Source organism: Flavobacterium sp. (assembly GCF_049590715.1).
Lineage (GTDB): Bacteria > Bacteroidota > Bacteroidia > Flavobacteriales > Flavobacteriaceae > Flavobacterium.
Map to the genome: position 1 here is coordinate 1 of NZ_JBAWDL010000346.1, position 21,155 is coordinate 21,155.

The 21,155-nt window shown below is 33.4% G+C and carries 17 protein-coding genes; 13 read left to right on the top strand and 4 right to left on the bottom strand.

Features of this window, described 5'->3' with window-relative positions; genetic code table 11:
- A partial coding sequence (carB, locus tag WBQ70_RS14685; protein ID WP_423915498.1) for a carbamoyl-phosphate synthase large subunit occupies positions 1–1,870 on the bottom strand: 1,870 nt, incomplete at its 3' end.
- 134 nt (positions 1,871–2,004) lie between these two features.
- Positions 2,005–2,166 (bottom strand): 50S ribosomal protein L34, encoded by a 162-nt coding sequence (gene rpmH / locus WBQ70_RS14690; protein ID WP_026706823.1) that lies wholly within the window; start codon positions 2,164–2,166, stop codon positions 2,005–2,007.
- Between the two features lie 538 nt (positions 2,167–2,704).
- Between rpmH and WBQ70_RS14695 the strand changes: the two genes are divergently transcribed.
- The 7 genes from WBQ70_RS14695 (at position 2,705) to coaD (ending at position 10,399) form a co-directional block, all read left to right on the top strand.
- Complete coding sequence (locus WBQ70_RS14695) at positions 2,705–3,985, top strand: chloride channel protein (RefSeq protein WP_423915500.1); 1,281 nt, start codon at positions 2,705–2,707, stop codon at positions 3,983–3,985.
- Between the two features lies 1 nt (position 3,986).
- Complete coding sequence (locus WBQ70_RS14700) at positions 3,987–4,589, top strand: HPP family protein (protein WP_423915502.1); 603 nt, start codon at positions 3,987–3,989, stop codon at positions 4,587–4,589.
- Between the two features lie 294 nt (positions 4,590–4,883).
- Complete coding sequence (locus WBQ70_RS14705; protein ID WP_423915504.1) at positions 4,884–5,525, top strand: TetR/AcrR family transcriptional regulator; 642 nt, start codon at positions 4,884–4,886, stop codon at positions 5,523–5,525.
- A gap of 70 nt (positions 5,526–5,595) precedes the next feature.
- Complete coding sequence (locus WBQ70_RS14710) at positions 5,596–6,933, top strand: TolC family protein (protein WP_423915506.1); 1,338 nt, start codon at positions 5,596–5,598, stop codon at positions 6,931–6,933.
- 11 nt (positions 6,934–6,944) lie between these two features.
- Positions 6,945–8,024: an HlyD family secretion protein gene (locus WBQ70_RS14715; protein ID WP_423915508.1), complete on the top strand. Its 1,080-nt coding sequence runs from the start codon at positions 6,945–6,947 to the stop codon at positions 8,022–8,024.
- Position 8,025: 1 nt separating this feature from the next.
- Complete coding sequence (locus WBQ70_RS14720) at positions 8,026–9,606, top strand: MDR family MFS transporter (RefSeq protein WP_423915510.1); 1,581 nt, start codon at positions 8,026–8,028, stop codon at positions 9,604–9,606.
- Between the two features lie 334 nt (positions 9,607–9,940).
- The gene (coaD, locus tag WBQ70_RS14725; protein WP_423915511.1) at positions 9,941–10,399 is read left to right on the top strand and encodes a pantetheine-phosphate adenylyltransferase; all 459 of its coding nucleotides are present in this window, start codon (positions 9,941–9,943) and stop codon (positions 10,397–10,399) included.
- Positions 10,400–10,472: 73 nt separating this feature from the next.
- Here the strand turns inward: coaD and typA are convergent, their stop codons facing one another.
- On the bottom strand, positions 10,473–12,269 hold the full coding sequence (typA, locus tag WBQ70_RS14730; protein ID WP_423915513.1) for a translational GTPase TypA: 1,797 nt from the start codon (positions 12,267–12,269) through the stop codon (positions 10,473–10,475).
- A 345-nt stretch (positions 12,270–12,614) separates the two neighbouring features.
- On the opposite strand from typA, the gene WBQ70_RS14735 reads away from it, so the two are divergent.
- From WBQ70_RS14735 to WBQ70_RS14760, 6 genes are all read left to right on the top strand, one after another.
- A complete protein-coding gene (locus WBQ70_RS14735; protein ID WP_423915514.1) occupies positions 12,615–14,153 on the top strand; it encodes a PAS domain-containing sensor histidine kinase in 1,539 nt (512 codons plus the stop codon).
- 4 nt (positions 14,154–14,157) lie between these two features.
- Positions 14,158–14,586 (top strand): response regulator, encoded by a 429-nt coding sequence (locus tag WBQ70_RS14740; protein WP_423915516.1) that lies wholly within the window; start codon positions 14,158–14,160, stop codon positions 14,584–14,586.
- A 583-nt stretch (positions 14,587–15,169) separates the two neighbouring features.
- On the top strand, positions 15,170–15,676 hold the full coding sequence (locus WBQ70_RS14745) for a hypothetical protein (protein ID WP_423915518.1): 507 nt from the start codon (positions 15,170–15,172) through the stop codon (positions 15,674–15,676).
- Positions 15,677–15,929: 253 nt separating this feature from the next.
- Positions 15,930–16,538 (top strand): YkgJ family cysteine cluster protein, encoded by a 609-nt coding sequence (locus WBQ70_RS14750; protein ID WP_423915520.1) that lies wholly within the window; start codon positions 15,930–15,932, stop codon positions 16,536–16,538.
- Positions 16,539–16,657: 119 nt separating this feature from the next.
- Positions 16,658–18,970 carry a DNA topoisomerase 3 gene (locus WBQ70_RS14755; RefSeq protein WP_423915522.1) on the top strand — a complete coding sequence of 771 codons (2,313 nt, stop codon included), beginning with the start codon at positions 16,658–16,660 and terminating at the stop codon, positions 18,968–18,970.
- A gap of 147 nt (positions 18,971–19,117) precedes the next feature.
- A complete protein-coding gene (locus tag WBQ70_RS14760) occupies positions 19,118–19,588 on the top strand; it encodes a DUF6265 family protein (protein ID WP_423915523.1) in 471 nt (156 codons plus the stop codon).
- Between the two features lie 127 nt (positions 19,589–19,715).
- On the opposite strand, the gene WBQ70_RS14765 is transcribed toward WBQ70_RS14760, so the two are convergent.
- Complete coding sequence (locus tag WBQ70_RS14765) at positions 19,716–21,152, bottom strand: TolC family protein (protein WP_423915525.1); 1,437 nt, start codon at positions 21,150–21,152, stop codon at positions 19,716–19,718.
- Between the last annotated feature and the right edge of the window lie 3 nt (positions 21,153–21,155).

Consider the following 21,155-nt stretch of genomic DNA (forward strand, 5'->3'; position numbering starts at 1 on the left):
TGTCTGCTGTATCAAAATCAGTTGAAACCGTTTCAGGGTTACAGTTGATCATGATTGTTTCGTAACCACACTCTTTAGCTGCTAAAACTCCGTGTACACAAGAGTAATCAAATTCGATTCCTTGTCCAATACGATTAGGTCCTGAACCTAGAACGATGATTTTCTTTTTGTCTGTTACAATACTTTCGTTATCTACATAACGAGTACCATCCGCTTTTTCGATTTCAGCCTCAAAAGTTGAGTAGTAATAAGGTGTTTTAGCTTCAAATTCAGCTGCACACGTATCTACCAGCTTAAATACACGGTTGATGTTTTTATCCATACGCAAAGTGTGTACTTCGCTTTCTAAACAGTTCATCATGTGGGCGATTTGTCTGTCTGCAAAACCTTTTTGTTTCGCTTCCAGCAACAATTCTCTTGGTAAAGTGGCAATTGTATATTTGGTAATTTCTTTTTCTAAGGTATAAAGCTCTTCGTATTGTTTCAAGAACCACATATCGATTTTAGTAATCTCATGGATACGGCTCAATGGAATTCCCATTGCGATGGCATCATATATAATGAATACACGATCCCAACTTGCATGCGTTAATTTTTCAATTACTTGCTCGTAATTCGTATTTTCTTTTCCGTCAGCTCCTAGACCGTTACGTTTAATTTCTAACGACTGAGTAGCTTTGTGTAATGCTTCTTGGAACGAACGTCCAATTCCCATAACCTCACCTACTGATTTCATTTGAAGTCCTAAAGTTCTATCAGAACCTTCAAATTTGTCAAAGTTCCAACGAGGGATTTTCACGATAACGTAATCCAATGTTGGTTCAAACAGCGCCGAAGTTGATTTTGTAATTTGATTTTGCAACTCATCTAAGTTGTATCCTAAAGCAAGTTTAGAAGCAATCTTAGCAATTGGGTACCCTGTAGCTTTAGAAGCCAAAGCAGAAGAACGAGACACACGTGGATTGATTTCAATGGCAACGATATCTTCTTTTTCGTCTGGTGATACCGCAAACTGTACGTTACACCCTCCAGCAAAGTTTCCGATACTACGCATCATCAAGATCGCGTAATCACGTAATTTTTGGAAAGTCGTATCAGATAATGTCATTGCAGGTGCTACTGTGATTGAATCTCCAGTATGAATTCCCATTGGGTCCATATTTTCGATCGAACAGATAATCACCACATTATCATTTTTATCTCTTAAAAGTTCTAATTCATATTCTTTCCATCCCATCAAAGCTTTGTCTATCAAAACTTCGTGAATTGGAGAAGCTTCAAGACCTTGTGTTAACAAACGGTCAAAATCTTCTGGTTTGTACACGATAGAAGCTCCAGTACCTCCCAATGTAAATGAAGGACGAATTACTAAAGGAAAACCAAATTCCTGAGCAATCTCTTTACCTCTTAAATATGAGGTACAAATTTCAGCAGGTGCAGTAGGTACATCAATTTTTTTCAATAATTGTTTGAACTGCTCTCTATCTTCAGTAATATTAATAGCATTTACATCAACACCTATCAATTTTACTCCAAAGTCATTCCAAATCCCTTTTTCTTCCGCTTCCAAACACAAGTTCAAAGCTGTTTGTCCTCCCATTGTAGGTAAAACAGCATCAATCTGAGGGTGCTCCTTAAGGATTTCAATAATTGATTTGGTTGTTAAAGGTTTCAAATAAATATGATCCGCCATTGAAGGGTCAGTCATAATCGTTGCAGGGTTAGAGTTAATCAAAATAACTTCTATTCCTTCCTCACGTATAGAACGTGCAGATTGTGAACCTGCATAATCAAATTCGCAAGCTTGACCAATAACAATAGGACCTGAACCTATTATTAAAACTGATTTAATTGATGTGTCTTTCGGCATTTTATTATAATTAAGTGTGGGTATTTTTTTTGCTAAAAAGGTGGAGATAAACAAGTTCTCAAGCCTTTATCCGACTAGGTATAAAAAAAGGCGATACTAAAAAAAGTAACGCCTTATTTATGTTAATTAAAACATTATTTTTTGTGTCTTGGATCACAAGAAACAGTCAATTTATGTCTTCCTTTAGCTCTTCTTCTAGCAAGAACTTTTCTTCCATTCGCAGAAGCCATTCTGTCCATAAATCCGTGCTTATTTCTTCTTTTTCTTTTCGATGGTTGAAATGTTCTTTTGCTCATTGCTTTGTATCTTTAAAACTATTTATATATCTTACTTGTTGTTCTTTCGAAACCGAGTGCAAATATACAAAGACTTTTTTTTTTAGCAAGCAGTTTTTAAAAAAATATTTCATCAAAATGATTCCTTCTTGTTTTTAAAGCTTTAAAGTCTAATAATAAGGCTAATTTCAAGGGTTTTTCATCTCTTTATGAAAGAATCAAACTCCTTCAATATACAAAATAGTATTATTATCATATGTAAAGAATACAAATGTGAAGCATATATGAAATTTTTATGTCGCTGAAATTAATAATTTTAATCAAATTAATCTGCACTAAACAACATATAAATAAAGTCGTTGTACATACAGTCCATATTCCTGCCCTTATTAAACATTCATATCATTCAATCTGCAAGAACTGTCTTTTTTTCATGAAATCTATTTATTCACACCCTTCCCTAATTTACAGAATTATTCGAAAAACAATAAAAAAAGTTAAATTTAAAACATTTTCGTTTTTGATTTTATATTTTTGTAGCCCTAAAAATAACATTCTGATGACCAATACGGCTAAAATCAAAAAAAATCATCAATTTATTGTTCTCAAAAAATTAATAATAGTTTCTGTTTTAATCGGTTTCTTATCGTCCTTTTTGGGGATTGTATTAAAAAGAATGACTGAATATTACGAAGAAATCTTTTTTGAAAGAGCCAATTCCAACTTCATATTTTATCTAATCTTTCCTTTTATAGGTTTGTCATTGATTTACGTCTTACGCCATTATTTATTCAAAAAGAAAGAAAACAAAGGCATCAAAGAAGTTTTTGAAAGCACCGAATCAAAGTCCAAGAACTTACCCAATTATAAAATTCCATCACATTTTATCAATGGATTGATAACGGTCATTTTTGGTGGATCTACAGGAATTGAAATTTCAACTGTTGTAGCTTCAGCAACTATAGGCTCTGTTGCACAACAAAAAAAGAATGTCTTTAGACAATATAAAACCGAATTGATTTGTGCTGGTGTTGCAGCAGGTGTTACCGCATTGTTTGGTAGCCCTATCGCTGGAATGCTTTTCGCTTATGAAGTCGTTTCTAAAAAAACCTCTCGTTATTATTTACTTACAAATAGTATTGCCGTAGGAATTGCTTACGCACTATTAACACTCATTAACGAACCGCCTTTATTTAACATTGTCATCACAACATGGCACCTCAAAGCTATTCCTTATTTCATTTTATTAGGAATTGTAGCAGGTATGAATGCGGCTTATTTAACTAAATGTGTGTTGTTTATCAAAGGACAATTTTTGAGAATCAACCGTTATTCGTATAAAATCATTCTTGGCTCTATTATATTGAGTTCGTCATTATTATTGTTTCCGCAACTCTACGGCGAAGGATACCATGCTATTAAAAGTATTATTTATGGAGCTGATCCCATCTTATTTACCGTTTCGGCTGCGATGAGTTTTGCTTTTATATTAATACTAAAACCTATTGTAACTTCTATAACACTAGCTTCTGGAGGCGATGGAGGTGTTTTTGCTCCTAGCCTATTCATTGGTGCTTTCTTAGGATTGTTGACCGCAACTACATTAAATCATTATTTTGATGCCAATGTCATTGTTTTAAATTTCTTAGTTCTAGGAATGGCAGCTGTTTTGAGTGCTAGTATTGATGCTCCTTTAACTGCTTTGTTCTTAGTTTTAGGATTAACAAACAACTACATTTTGTTCTTCCCTGTTCTTATTGTGTGTTTTATATCCAAATACACCGCTCAAATGATTATTCCTTATACTGTATATAGTTTTACTCCTAATACGATTAAATAAAATGCCTGTTACTCAAATCAAACGAAGCTACCGAAAAACGAAATATATTATATACAAAGAGACTTTAATTGATTTTAAAGAACATCTTTGGTCATTTATAGGTTCTTTCATTGGGATTGGGTGTATCGCTTATTTTCATTCCACACATTTCCCAGGATCAGATGGTGTCTATTTGATTGGTTCTTTTGGAGCATCAAGTGTTTTGATTTATGGAATTATCCAAAGTCCTTTTTCGCAACCCCGTAACTTGATTGGTGGACATCTTATTTCTGCCATTATTGGTGTTACAGTCCAAACCTTGATTCCTGAACCTGTTTGGCTATCAGCACCTTTGGGTGTTTCCCTTGCCATTATTGCCATGCAAGTAACTAAAACCTTGCACCCCCCAGGAGGAGCCACTGCTTTGATTGCTATTATTGGTACCGAAAAAATTAAAACCTTAGGGTATTGGTACGTGATTTCTCCTGTACTTATAGGTTGTTTAATTCTAGTGGCTGTCGCTTTGATTGTCAATAACATGACCGAAAAAAGAAGTTATCCTAATAACAATCGATTTCACCGCAATTATCACATTTACAGAAAGCGATTGTTGAAAAAGTCTTAGGAGCAGTTCGTTTTTATTTCCACAACAACTTCCCTCCCGCTTTCGCCTTTATCTCTCCGCTCTGCTACGAGGATACCGGCTCTATCGGGGCTACTTTTTACGTTCTATTTCCATAAGAACTTTTGGGAATTAGTAGATGCAACCATCACATTTTTGTAAGTAATTGTTTATATGTTTCATTACTCCCCATCACAGTTCAATCCAATTTAATCTGTTAAATATTTGTTAAACAAAAAATTAAACAACTGTTTAAATTAAACAGTTGTTTAATTTTGTATTCAAATTAGAAACATCATGAGTTTGAACACCGATTTTAACGAAAAACAAATTGAAATCCTTTTGGTTGCCGAAAACGGTTTTGCCGAAAACGGTTTTGATGGCACTTCGATACGAACTATAGCAAAGGAAGCCAAAATTAATGTAGCTATGGTTTCTTATTATTTTGGCTCGAAAGAAAAGCTACTAGAAGCACTTATTTTTTACCGAACAAAAGATTTGCGTTTTGAAATGGAAAATGTTTCAAATGAAGATTTAGAACCTATTGAAAAAATCAAAAAAGTAATTGACTTATACATTCACCGAATTAACTGTAATAAAGGGATTTATAGAATATTGCACTTTGAATTATCAAAAGGATTAAAAGAGTCAAAAGTAAAAGCCTTAGACGAGATTAGACATGCAAATCTCAAATCCCTTACCTCCATCATTGAAGAAGGACAAAAGAAAGGGATTTTTAGAAAAGATATTATAATCCCACTAATTCCAACAACCATTTTAGGTACATTTTTTCATTTCCACATGAATAAATTGTATTTCCAAGAATTACTAGACTTAAATACGGAGAAAGCATTTGACAATTATATAAAAATCCAGCTTTCCAAACACATTCAACAAACAATAATAGCATTACTTACTTTTGAAATTGCCAAGAATTAAGCGTTTGCTTTCAAACATCAATAAATAAAGGCGATAACATACAGATCTATAACAAATAATTTTAACGTATATGAAATTTAATTCATTTATTATGCTGGGAATTTCGTTGTTGCTAGTAAACTCCCTCGAAGCACAGCAAAAAACGAGTTTAAAACTCGAAGAAGCCATTCATTTGGCTTGGAAAAACAGCAATGAAACCACATTAGCAGACACTAAAGTAAATACCAAAGCTTTGGAGTTAAAAGCAACAAAAAATCATGTATATCCTGACTTAAAGGTTTCAGGCCAATACCAAAGATTAACTAATGCTTCTGTTAATTTAAACCAAAAATCAAATAGTAGTTCTGGCACTTCATCTGAATCGGCTCCAGCTGTGAACCAATTAATGTTGGGACAAGTAAATGCTAGTATTCCTATTTTCAACGGATTTAAATTAAAAAATAGTATTAAAGCAGCGGATAATTTGTACCAAGCGCAAACAGCCAATGCTTTGCAAACTAAAGAAGACGTAGCCATGAAAGTCGTTGACTATTACGCTCGTTTGTACAAAGCAAAAAAAACAGTCGAATTGATCACTGAAAACAAAAAAAGTGCCCAACAACGGGTTACTGATTTTATAGATTTAGAAAAAAACGGAATCATACCAAGAAATGATCTGCTAAAAGCACAATTACAGTTATCTAAATTACAATTGTCATTAGATAGTGCTATCAGTGATTTAAATACTGTAAATTATGAATTGGTTACTTTCTTAAAATTGGAATCAAAAACCAATTTAGATGTCCTAGAAAGTGATTTTGCTAATTTCCAAATGGATAACATTCCTACTAGCGAACGAGTAGCCTTGGACAACAGAAAAGATCTTGAAGCCATTCGTTTAGAAGAAAAAGCAATCTTAGACCAAGTCAAAATAGCAAAAAGCGGATACTACCCTTCCCTTTCTATCATTGGTGGATATACTACTTTGGACTTAAAAAATCTAGTAACAGTTCAAAATGCGATCAACTTTGGAGTAGGAGTTTCTTATGATTTGAGTGGAATTCTTAAAAATGGAACCAATGTAAAAGTGGCGCAGAGCAAAGCCGAAGAAATTAAACAACAGGAAGCAATCCTAACAGATAAGATCAAAATAGACGTACAAAGCGCCATAGAACAATACGACTTATCTCTAAAACAAGGATCTGTTTATACACAAGCAGTCGAACAAGCAACTGAAAATTATAGAATCCTAAAAGACAAATACGATAATGGGCTAGCAGATACCAATGACCTTCTGGAAGCAGATGTAGAGCAATTAGAAGCAAAAATTAATCAGACATTATCAAAAGCCAATAGTATTCAAAAATATTATGCCTTATTATCAGTTTCAGGACAATTAAATCAAACATTCAACCTTTCAAAAATATAATCATCAGCGAAATGAAAAATAAAAAAACCAATACAAAGTTTACCATAATCATAGCTACATTAGTTATCCTTGTAATCACATACGGAACATACAAATACATGCACTCACTGGCTCATGAAGGCACAGATGATGCGCAAATTGAGAAAAAAATGAATCCGATTATCCCCAGAGTTTCGGGTTATATTAAAAAAGTATACATCAAAGACAATGATTATGTAAAAAAAGGAGATACTTTATTTACTATCGATTCAAAAGAATACGGATTAAAAATTGATGAAGCGATTGCTAATTTGGCTACAGCCGAAGGGAATTTTGAAGTTTCAAAGGCGGATATCGGAAGTGTTTTAGCTAGTGTTTCTGTTTCTGATGCTAATGTAAAATCAGCTCAAGGAAGCATTGAAACTGCTAAAATCAAATTAGAATTAGCTACGAATGATTACAATCGTTACAATAATTTGTACCAAAATCATACGATAACGAAACAACAATACGAGCAAGCATTAGCAAACAAGCAAGAAGCTGAAAATCAAGTACGCATTTTGCAACAACAACAAAAAGCAACTGCTTTTCAAAAATCAGTGTACCAAGCTAAATCGAATGTTTCCAACAAACAAACGGATGTAGCTGCTGCCAATATTAAAAGAGCTAAATCACAACTGGAAGCTGCTGAACTGAATTTGACTTATACCGTAGTCACTGCTGCTATTGATGGTCAGGTATCTAAAATTGACATCCAACCAGGACAATTGGTTCAACCAGGACAATCGCTTTTTTATATTATAAATAATACTGAAGCTTGGGTTATTGCTAATTTCAAAGAAACACAATTGAATAAAATGATCGCTGGACAAAAAGTAACTTTAAAAGTAGATGCATATCCTGATTATGATTTCAAAGGAACAATTACATCATTTTCACCAGCTACAGGTTCTCGTTTTTCCATCTTACCGCCTGATAATGCTACTGGAAATTTTGTAAAAACAATTCAACGTTTACCCGTTAAAATCAGTATTGATGCCGATAACGACATTGAAAAAATAAAATTATTACGTCCAGGAATGAATGTGGATGTTGACGTACATATAAAATAAAATGATACAAGGACAAGACGATTTAGTAGAATATGGCTTTAGACGCATTATCATCACGGTAACAGCAGTACTATGTGCCTTGCTGGAAATTGTAGATACCACCATTGTCAATGTGGCCTTGACTAATATGAGAGGAAGTCTTGGTGCCACCTTGACTGATGTAGCTTGGGTAATTACTGCTTATGCCATTGCCAATGTAATTGTAATTCCAATGACAAGTTGGTTATCACAACAATTTGGACGACGAAATTATTTTGCCGTATCAATTGTGATTTTTACCACAGCCTCATTTTTATGTGGGAATGCTACCAATATATGGGAATTGGTCGCCTTTCGATTCATACAAGGTTTAGGAGGTGGTGCTTTATTAGTAACGGCACAAACCATTATTACCGAGAGTTATCCCGTTGCTAAGCGTGGAATGGCACAAGCAATTTATGGTATGGGAGTAATTGTAGGACCTACTCTAGGACCGCCTTTGGGAGGGTATTTGGTAGATAATTTTTCGTGGCCGTATATTTTTTACATCAATATTCCCTTAGGAATTATTGCAACGATATTAACATTAAGTTTTGTAAAAAGCCCTAAATACGGTGAAAAATTAAAATCCAATCAAGTCGATTGGTATGGAATCATTTTATTAGCCTCGTTTATAGGTTCTTTACAATTTGTTTTGGAACACGGACAACAAGACGACTGGTTCAATGATGGTTTAATTTTAACACTTAGTCTAGTTTCGCTTTTTGGATTAATACTTTTCATTTGGAGACAAATGACGTATAAATATCCAATTGTAAATTTAAGTGTATTGAAAGACGGAAACTTAAGAATTGGAACTGTAATGTGTTTTATTCTTGGATTTGGTTTATACGGTTCAACTTTAATTATTCCCATCTATACCCAGTCAGTATTAGGATGGACAGCAACTGATGCTGGTTTATTACTAATCCCAGGTTCGATTACGACTGCACTATTGATGCCATTTGTGGGACGAATGATTCAAAAAGGAGTTCCCCAAGCCTATATGGTATCTATTGGTTTTGCTATTTTCTTTGTTTTTTGTTTGATGATGTATACCAATATGACACCTGACACGGGAGTAGAACATTTATACTGGCCATTGATTCTAAGAGGAGTTGGATTAGGTTTGCTTTTTGTACCTATAACTACGCTTTCGCTTTCTACCCTTTCGGGAAAAAACATTGGTGAAGGTGCTGCTTTTACAGGGATGATGAGACAATTGGGAGGTTCTTTTGGTATTGCAATTATCACCACTTTTATCACCCGTTTCAGTCAATCACATCGAGTGAATTTGATTGCAAATCTAGATGGAAGCAAATTTGAAGTACAACAACGTATTATACAATTACAAAGAGGATTTATGTCTAAAGGTTTCAGCGCTAGTGAAGCATTAAAAAAAGCTTATCAAGCTATAGATTACTCGGTTATGAAACAAAGCATAGTGCTCTCTTATATGGATATTTTCCTTTATCTTGGACTATTATTTTTATGTTGTATACCAATTATGTTATTAATCAAAAAAGGGAAAAATAAAATAAATCCTGCTGATGCCATGCATTAAAATAATAACCGTCACAATACATTTTTTTTGCGACGGTTATTTTATTTTTATTCTAAATCGAATTAATTCAGTATGACACAGTTCGAACGCATAAGTCAAAAAAACACCACAGATTCACAAATTTTTTCTTTTAATCTTAAATTTTGATTTTAGAAACGAATAATTTGCGATAATACCTTTTAAAGTCGTTTATTCGCAATCAAAATTAATTAAAAATCAGTGAATCTGCGGTTATAGTACTCATACGTTTACTCAGGCATTACAGGTTCTTTAAGTGGTCTATACAAAAATCTTTGTACCTTTGGTAATCTAAAAAAAATATGAAACTCAAATCATGAGAAAAGCTATATTTCCAGGATCCTTTGACCCTATAACCTTAGGACATGAAGACATTATAAAAAGAGCCTTACCCCTATTTGACGAAATTATAATTGCCATAGGAGTCAATGCTGAGAAAAAATACATGTTTACACTTGAAGAAAGAAAACGCTTCATTGAAGAAACATTTAAGAATGAGCCAAAAATAAGTGTTATAACATACAAAGGTTTAACAATTGAATTGTGTCAAAAGATAAATGCAGATTTTATTTTACGTGGATTACGCAATCCAGCCGACTTTGAATTTGAAAAAGCCATTGCGCATACTAATCGTGAATTATCAAATATAGAAACGGTCTTTTTATTAACCGCTGCAAGTACATCATTCATCAGTTCTAGTATCGTACGTGATGTAATCCGTCATGGTGGTGAATTCCAAAAATTAGTTCCAAAAGCAGTAACTCTTTCTTCTTAAACTCAAATTATAAGCATAAAAAAAAGGTTGTTTGAAAATATCAAACAACCTTTTTTAGTATTTAAAGATAGTATTAGATTTTAAATCTTTTTCTATCAGTTTCTGTCAAATAAATTTTTCTTAAACGAATAGATTTTGGAGTACATTCTACGTATTCATCTTTTTGAATGTATTCTAAAGCTTCTTCAAGAGAGAAAATAATTGGCGGGATAATTCTCGCTTTTTCATCATTTCCAGAAGAACGTACGTTTGATTGTTTTTTCTCTTTGGTTACGTTTACACACATATCATCACCACGAGAGTTTTCTCCAATTACTTGACCTTCGTAGATCTCTGCATTTGGTTCAACAAAGAATTTACCACGGTCTTGTAATTTATCGATAGAATAAGGAATCGCTTTTCCTTTTTCCATAGAAATTAATGAACCTTTGTTACGTCCAGCAATTTCTCCTTTGTAAGGCTCATATCCTATGAAACGGTGTGCCATAATAGCCTCACCCGCTGTAGCAGTAAGCAATTGATTACGCAATCCAATAATTCCACGAGATGGAATATTGAATTTTACAATCATACGCTCTCCTTTAGTTTCCATAGAAAGCATTTCACCTTTACGCATGGTAACAAATTCAACAGCTCTACCTGAAAGTGATTCTGGTAAGTCGATTGTTAATTCCTCGATAGGCTCACATTTTTTACCATCAATTTCTTTGATAATAACTTGTGGTTGACCGATTTGTAATTCGTATCCTTCTCTTCTCATTGTTTCGATAAGAACAGATAAGTGCAATACACCACGACCAAAAACCATAAACTTATCAGCAGAATCAGTTTCACCCAATTTCATTGCTAAGTTTTTCTCTAATTCTTTTGTTAAACGTTCTCTAATGTGACGAGAAGTTACAAATTTACCCTCTTTTCCAAAGAAAGGAGAATCATTAATTGTAAACAACATACTCATTGTAGGCTCATCAATTGCAATAGATGCAAGACCTTCTGGGTTTTCATGATCAGCGATTGTATCTCCAATTTCAAAACCTTCTACACCAATGATTGCGCAAATATCTCCAGCAATTACTTCAGTTACTTTTTTACGTCCAAGACCTTCAAAAGTATGTAATTCTTTTATTCTAGATTTAGAAATAGTTCCATCTCTTTTTACTAATGAGATTGGCATTCCTTCTTTCAATATACCTCTTTCAAGACGACCAATAGCGATACGACCTGTAAAAGCTGAAAAGTCAAGAGAAGTGATTAACATTTGAGGTGTTCCTTCTGATACTTTTGGAGCTGGTACGTTTTCGATAACCATATCCAATAATGCTTCAACATTATCCGTTACGTTTTCCCAGTGGTCAGACATCCAGTTATTCTTAGCAGAACCATAAACTGCTGGGAAATCCAACTGCTCTTCGGTAGCTCCTAATTCAAACATTAAGTCAAAAACTTTTTCGTGAACTTCTTCAGGAGTACAGTTTTCTTTATCTACTTTATTAATTACAACGCAAGGTTTTAAACCTAAGTCAATGGCTTTTTGCAATACAAAACGCGTTTGTGGCATTGGACCTTCAAATGCATCTACAAGCAAACAAACACCATCGGCCATATTTAATACACGCTCTACCTCACCACCAAAATCGGCGTGACCAGGAGTATCAATAATGTTGATTTTTGTTCCTTTGTATTGAACAGATACATTCTTAGAAGTAATAGTAATACCTCTTTCACGCTCTAAGTCGTTGTTATCAAGGATTAAGTCACCTGTGTTTTCGTTGTCACGAAATAATTGACAGTGATACATAATTTTATCAACCAAAGTTGTTTTACCGTGATCGACGTGGGCAATAATTGCAATATTTCTAATTGATTCCATCTGTGATTTTTAATGGGTGCAAAGGTACACTTTATTTTGATATAAAAAATATTTATCAAATAGTTTACACACAGTTAACTATATTATAGCACTAAAAAACACTTTTAGTCAGGTTTAAAATTAACATATATAGCTGTTTTATAATTCACTTTAATTAATTACATTTGAGTAATGAAAAACAAATCTAACCAAATAACACTTGTATATTTAATTATTGCACTCTTTGCAGTAATCGTTTTTCATAAGCTTTTTTTAAAACTCATAGTTCCAAAAAACTACGCCGCTTTTAACTTTATTAAAGACATTATTCTCGTTACCTTTACTGGTTTAATTTTCAGAAATATAATGATTGAAAATAATCAAAAAAGTAAGACTGTTTTTGAAAAATTAAATAAAATCAATAATAAGATAAAAGAATCAAATGAAAAGTATGACATTGTAGCCAAAGCCACAAGTGATACTATTTGGGACTGGAATATACTAGAAGATAAACTACATTGGAACAAAGGCATTAAAAGCATCTATGGCTACGGACAAGATCAAGTAGGAGGAAATTCAAACTGGTGGTTCCAAAACATCCACCCCGAAGACAGCATTAAAATGTCTGTCAGACTATATTCTTTCATCGAACAAAAAACAGAAAAGTGGCAGGACGAATATCGTTTTAAATGTGCAGACGGAAAATACAAATATGTTCTTGACAGAGGCTTTCTTCTAAAAGACGAAGCTGGAAAAGCCATACGAATGATTGGTGCTATACAAGACATTACTAAAAGAAAAGAGGAAGAACTTAGACTTAAACTTCTTGAAACCGTAATTCTCCAAACCAAGGATTCTATTGTTATTACCGAAGCCTATCTCAATAAAAGAACACTACCCAAAATAGTATATGTAAACCCCGCTTTTACAACTATGACTGGATATAAATCAGATGAAATACTTAATAAATCTCCTGATTTTTTAAGCGGACAAAATACTGATGTCAAAATCATCAAAAAAATAATAGTTGCCATTAAAAATCACAAAGAAAGTGTTATTGAAATGATTAGCTATAAAAAAAATGGAGAAGAATTTTGGCTGCATTTTTCCATGATACCTATTTACAATTCAGAAACAGAAATTTCACATTGGATTTCCATCCAAAGAGATATCACAAAAGAAAAGAAACAAGAAAAAGAGAAAGAACAGTTAATACGTGAATTAACTCAAAACAACAAAGATTTAAAACAATTTTCATACATTACCTCACATAATCTTAGAGCTCCAATATCAAACCTAATAGGATTATTAAACCTAATAGATGACATCACAATTGAAGATGCTGAACTGAAAGAAATTCTGTACGGCTTTAGCAAATCAACTTTTCTATTAAACGAAACAATTAATGATTTGACAAATGTTATGATCATAAAAGACAACACAACAACCAAAAAACAAACCGTTTTCCTTAATGAAGTATTTGAACATGTATTCAGTCAACTATCATATCAAGTTGAATTACAAAGACCTATTTTAAAAATAGACTTCAGTAATGCTAACACTCTAAAAACGAATAAAGCCTATATAGAAAGTATACTACTTAATCTACTCTCTAATGCATTAAAATACAGATCAAACAAAAGAGCTTTAAAAATTACTATAATAACAACACAAACAAATGAACTCCTAACTTTACTATTCCAAGACAATGGAATTGGAATTGACCTCCAAAGAAATCAAGATAAAATCTTTGGTCTTTATCAACGTTTCCATGACTATCCCGATAGCAAAGGTCTTGGTTTATACCTTGTAAAATCGCAAGTTGAAGCCCTAGGAGGAACAATTAGTATAAACAGCGAGGTTGACAAAGGAACAACTTTCACCCTAACATTCAAAAACAAATAATAAAATGCTAGATAAGATACTTTGTGTTGATGACGACCCAATAACATTAATGCTATTCAAAAAAGTCATCTCTAAAACAGGTTTTTCAAAAGAGACAGCAACAGCCCAAAATGGAGAAGAAGCACTTATATACTTCAACAACATTCAAGAGATTAAAAAAACACAAGCAACAATAGTAATTCCTCAACTAATTTTTATAGACTTAAATATGCCTATAATGGGCGGATGGGAATTCTTGGAAAGATTCAGCAATACCGAATACAATGACTATAACAAAACAAACATAGTAGTACTTTCTTCCACTATTGACCCTGAAGATTTTGAAAAAGCTAAAAAATACCCCATGGTACTGGATTTCCTATCTAAACCCATCACCGCTGCAATGCTTGCGTACCTTAACACAAAAATAGAAATACAAAATTCTAACCCCTAAAATTAAAACATTTAGATCTCAATTTAGAAGGTTTAGGAAATTTATTTACCTAAATTAGGGTTATTACTATTTAATCTTAAATTTTATCACCCCACCTATTTAGGATTCATTCCTTATTATTATAGACACAGCAAACAATATCATATATAGAGCAAGCGCATGAGTTTTACAATTGTAGATTCGCTAATTTTTAAATCAAATTCGAATCTAAAAAGAGCGTTTCAAGCGGTATTATCAGTGATTATTTTACAACATACGCTTACTCTCATAAAAGATACTTTACCTAATACCTAGACAAAACATTTATTAATCTAAATGATATGACAGATTAGAAACACTATTCTATGTTCATTATAGTAAATTTATATAAATCATCAAATCAATTGATTAATAATATTTCTATTTAGTTAGAATATTTGTTACCATAATTTACAAATACATTTATATACGAGAATAATTTCAGAATCAATTTTATCAAATAAATTGCCTTTAAAAACTTTTTTGCTGATAATATAATTCTTAAATTGAAACTTTAAAATTGACAGAGTACAGCTTTAATGGCTTGCGTAACCTACACTGCATTATGGAAAAATATTTAAGACAATTGATTTCGATAGAATTTGAAGATAAAAAAGACATATTTACTGGTTTTCTTATTGATTGGACAGAAGAATGGATTTTGCTGAAAAACAATCCTGTTGATTTTATCATTGATGGTTTTACTATTTTGAAGAATAAAAATGTGAAAGCAATTATTCAAGATAAAGATCATGAATTTACTGAAAAAGTCATCAAACTAAAAGGGTTAAAAACAAGTGCTGAGGAAATCATTCCTCTTACGGATTTAGCTTCTATCATTAGTTTTTTATCTAGAAAATATGAAATTTTTCAGATTGCCAAAAAATCAGACAAAGCCGTTTATCTAGGAAAACTTATTGAACTCAATGAAGATGAATTGATTATGGACTTTTTAGGTCCAGAAGGTGATTTTGAGGGCGAAATGGGGTTTAAACACAACAAAATAAGAGTTATCGAATTTGATACTGATTATATTAACTCTTTAAAATTGATTGTTGAAGAACAAAAATAAATCCTTGAGGTGCAATTCGTTTTGATGCTAACTTTTATTCTTTAAAAAAAGTAATCACGTGATTTATAGCCCTGATAGCAGTGGAAATCCTTGTGGCGGGGGGATTTATCCCGCCACAAGATTGTAACGAATAGCAGGAGGTATTTTTCTTGAATGCACTAAACATTCTGCTCCAAAAAAATACGCTTACACAATCACAATTAAAACCCAATTAATCACTAATCCATTTATATAGCGGTACATTACCAAAAAAATGGATATTGAGCGTAAAGTGTTACTGGTTGAAGAATTGTTTGAAAAACTAGACATAGAAATCAATATTTTTCAAAAAGAAAGCCATTTACACTGTGTTGCTGGTTGTGGAAAATGCTGTTCTACCCCTAACATTGAAGCATCTCCATTAGAGTTTTTGCCATGGGCTTTTTATCTTTTTATAGATGGACAAGCTGAAAAAACCTTGATAGAACTCGAACAAAATCCTAGTCATACTTGCCATTTGTACCGCCCTTTGACCAGTGTCAATACGACTAAAGGAAAATGCTCCAATTACAAATATCGAGGACTCATTTGCCGCCTTTTTGGGTATGGAGCGAGTAAAGATAAATTGGGAAAATTGAGATTAGCGACTTGCAAAATTATCAAAGAAAACCAACAAGAGCACTATCAAAAAACTTCTGAAGCGATCCATAATGGGCTTTATATACCCATTTTTTCTGATTATTATATGAATCTGTCGCAAATTGATTTTGCATTAGGCAGAACAATGTTGCCTGTGAACTTAGCCTTAAAAAGAGCTATTGAAGAAGTTTTACAGTATTATGCCTATCGTCCATTTCCAGGCGGACTTGAAAAAATTGCGTAACGGTTTGTTTATCAAAAAAGAAAAAGCAAAAATACTGTTTCGTTCATAACTCCTTCCCGTTTCTGTTTAATACCAACTTATAAATTCCTAATTTGCACCTCTAAATTAAGTCAAATAAAATGAAGGTCTGTATTGCCGAGAAACCCAGTGTAGCACGAGAAATCGCATCCGTTTTGGGTGCCAATAATAAGCACGATGGGTATTTTGAAGGTAATGGGTATGCGGTAACGTACACTTTTGGTCATTTATGCACCTTGAAAGAACCGAACGATTACAAATCTTATTGGAAAAGTTGGGATTTGAATAATCTTCCTATGTTACCCGAAAAGTTTGAGACTAAAGTGGTAGAAAATTCTGGAATCCAGAAGCAATTTAAAATCATCAAAGGATTGTTTGACAAAGCTGAACTGGTTATAAACTGCGGGGATGCGGGACAAGAGGGAGAATTGATTCAGCGTTGGGTGATGAACGAAGCTAATTATAAAGGAGAGGTACAACGCTTGTGGATTTCGTCCCTTACTACTGAAGCCATCAAAGAAGGTTTTGAAAATTTAAAACCATCAGCTAATTATGATAATTTATTTTACGCAGGTTTTTCGAGAGCGATTGGCGACTGGTTGCTTGGTATGAATGCGACGCGTTTGTACACGGTAAAACACGGTGGTTACAAGCAGGTTTTATCGATTGGTCGTGTGCAAACACCTACACTTGCCATGGTTGTAGATCGATTTAAAGAAATTGAAAACTTCAAACCACAGCCGTATTGGGAATTGCAAACCTTGTATAGAGAGACTCTTTTTAGTTACGAAGAAGGTCGGTTTTTGAAAAAGGAAGATGGAGAGCTTTTGGCTAATAAAGTCAAAGAAAGTGAATTCGAAATCGTATCAACTGATAAAAAGAATGGAAATGAATTTGCACCAAAACTCTTTGATTTAACAGGTTTACAGGTGTATTGCAATACTAAATTTGGCTTTTCAGCCGAAGAAACACTCAAAATAGCACAAACCCTATACGAACAAAAAGTAGTAACCTATCCTAGAGTAGATACTACTTTTTTACCGAACGACATTTATCCAAAAGTGCCCGGGATTTTGCAAAAGTTGACCAACTATGCTGCGTTGACACAACCGCTTTTGGGTAAAAAAATAAAAAAATCGGTCAAGGTTTTTAATGATAAAAAAGTCACAGATCACCACGCTATTATTCCCACAGGGATTCAATCGAATTTGCAATACAACCAGCAACTGGTTTATGATATTATTGTAAAGCGTTTTATTGCTTCGTTTTACGATGATTGTTTGGTTGCCAATACGACTGTAATGGGGAAAGCGGCCGAGGTACTTTTTAAAACCACGGGAAAAGTTATTCTGAAAAAAGGATGGCGCGTTGTCTTTGAAGATCCAAATGCCAAAGAAAAAGAAGCCGACATATTACCCAATTTTGTGATAGGCGAAAAAGGACCTCACCAACCTTCATTTCTAGAAAAAGAAACCAAACCACCCAATCAGTTTACGGAGGCAACCTTGTTACGTGCCATGGAAACCGCAGGAAAACAAGTGGATGACGATGATTTACGCGAATTGATGAAAGAGAACGGAATAGGTCGTCCGTCAACACGAGCAAATATTATTGAAACTTTATTTAAGCGTCAATACATTGTAAGAAACAAAAAACAAGTCTTACCTACCCCTACTGGGATTCAACTAATTGACACCATTCAGAATGAATTAATCAAATCAGCAGAGTTGACGGGAACTTGGGAAAAGCAACTGAAAGACATTGAAAAAGGTACGTTTACCGCTGGTGCATTTATCAATAATATGAAACGCATGGTGGATGCTTTAGTTTACGAAGTTCGAAGCGAAACCAAGCGTGCTAATATTTCGCATACAGAAAATATTCAAAAGCAAGAAGCCAAAGTTGAGAAAAAGAAAGCAGCAGGAATTACTGCTGAAAAATGTCCAAAATGCAAAAAAGGAACTTTGATCAAAGGTAAATCAGCTTATGGTTGTAGTGAATATAAAAGCGGTTGTACGATGGTATTACCCTTTACTTTTGCAGAGAAAAAAATATCCGAGAATCAATATTTGCGTTTACTACAAAAAGGTTCGACTGTCAATCTAAAAGACTTTAAAACAGAGGCAGGCACAGTAGAAGGTTTGTTGCGTTTTGATGATAATTTTAATCTTGTTTTGGAACCAAAAAAAGGGGGATCCCCTACTCCATCCCCCGCTACAAAAGCAACTTCAGGTGATTTGCCTTGTCCTAAATGTCAAAAAGGAATCGTAATCAAAGGAAAAACAGCTTACGGTTGCAGTGACTATAAAAGCGGTTGTAATTTTAAAGTAACTTTTGATTTGGTACGAGAGAAAATCAATGGGCAAAAACCGACCAAAGAATTGGTGTATGAAATTTTGAAAAATAATTTATAGTAGAAAGCCACGGCAGTACCTATTTACACGGATCGTCTCTGTATCAATCATTTACCATTCAAAAACAAAAATCATTCTCTATTCTATTTTTTTATAATTTAGCCATTCAAAACAATGACACTTAATAATTGAAAAATGGTTCAAAAAATGACTCTTTTATTGCTTCTTACTGCTTTAGCTTCCTGTAACAACAACAGTTCTAAATCAGACAAAGAACTTATTCAATCCACGCAAGGGTTATTAGGAAATTGGGAAGTTAAATTATCAGATGGTATTTTATCAGAGAACTGGGTAAAAGTCAACGATAGTATGTATAATGGAAAATGTTTCTTTCTGAAAGGCAAAGACACACTTCATCATGAAACGATGACTATAGAGCAATTAGGCGAAAACCTGACCTATAAAACATTTATCAAAGGACAAAACAACGATGAACCAATCATTTTCTTGTACAAAGAAGTAGCAGAAAATCAACTGGTTTTTGAAAATAAAACTAACGATTATCCACAACTAATAAAATACAACGTTTCAGTTCCAAATCGCTTGATTACTGAAATTTCAGGATTACAATTGAAAAAACCACATACTGAAAAATATACTTTGGGTAAAAAGAATTAAGCTCTGCGTCATTAAAACTTTATTCATATTTCCAAAAAAGTAGTTCTATAAAATCAAAAGAGGCTGCCTTTTCAGACAGCCCCTTTCTCTCACAAGTAAACACAAAACAAACTAATTAAGGAGGAATTTATTTCCATCCTCCACCTAATGCTCTGTAAACATTAACAAATGCGTTCATTTGTTGTTTTTTGGTTTCGATAAGCTCGAATTTTGATTCTAAAGCTTCACGTTGTGTTAATAAAACTTCCATATAATCAGCTCTAGCTGAACGGAATAAAGTATTAGAAATCGTTACCGACTCATTTAAAGCTTGCACTTGTTGTGATTTCAAATTATAACTTTGCTCCATGTTTTTAATTTTAGCTAATTGATTAGCAACCTCAACATAAGCATTAACAAGTGTTCTTTCGTAATTATAAACCGCTTGAATTTGTTTAGCGCTAGCACTTAAGTACATCGCTTTGATGGCATTTCTATTAACTAATGGTGCTACTAAATCTCCTGCAAACGAATACAATAAAGACTCAGGTGTATCCAATAAATATTTTGCATTGAAAGCTTGATACCCTATCCCAGCTGAAATTCCTAAAGAAGGATAAAATCGTGCTTTGGCTACTTTAATATCTAATTTTGATGCCATCAATTCTAATTCAGCTTGTTTAATATCAGGTCTGTTTTCTAATAATTGAGAAGGGATACCTGCATGAACAGTTGCTGGTGTAAGTGCTTCAAATGCAGTATGATCTCTCTCAATAGTTTGTGGAAATCGGCCTAGTAAGAAATTAATTTTATTTTCAGTCTCCGTAATTTGTTGTTGAATAGAGAACTGCAAACTTTTAGTTTTCAGTACTTGTGCTTCAAAACGACGTACTGCTAATTCAGTTACACGAGCCGACTCTTTTTGTATTTTAACAATTGCTAAAGCATTCGATTGAATTTCGATATTTTGCTTTGCAATCTCCAATTGGTTGTCTAAAGCCAATAGCTCATAATAAGAATTTGAAATTTCAGCAATCAAATTAGTAACGACAAAATTCTTTCCTTCAACGGTAGCCAGGTAATGACTCAAAGCTGATTTTTTGGCATTGTGTAATTTGTTCCAAATATCAATTTCCCAACTTGCAGAAAGACCAAAACTATAATCAGCCAAAGGATCTGGTGTTTCTTTTCCTGGCATGATTTCAGTATTTGCTTCACTGGAACCTTTGCTCGTATATCTTCCCACTTTATCAACTCCAGCTCCTGCATTTACCCCTACAAACGGTAAGTATTCTCCTTTACGAGCTCTCACTTCGTTTCTAGCAATTGCAATTTCTTGTAGTGTAATATTCAATTCCTGATTGTTTTCCAAAGCAGTACTGATTAAACTTTCAAGATAAGAATCTGTAAAATACGTTTTCCATTGTATACTTGCTGTATTAGTCGAATCTTGCGAAGCCCCCGCAAACCCTGCAGGAACAATTTTATTTTCTTCTTTTGTTACAACAGAAGGAAGTTTACAACTCGCTAAGCTAATTAATACGCAGGCAAAGCCTGCGTATTTTATTTTTCTAATATTATTCATGAT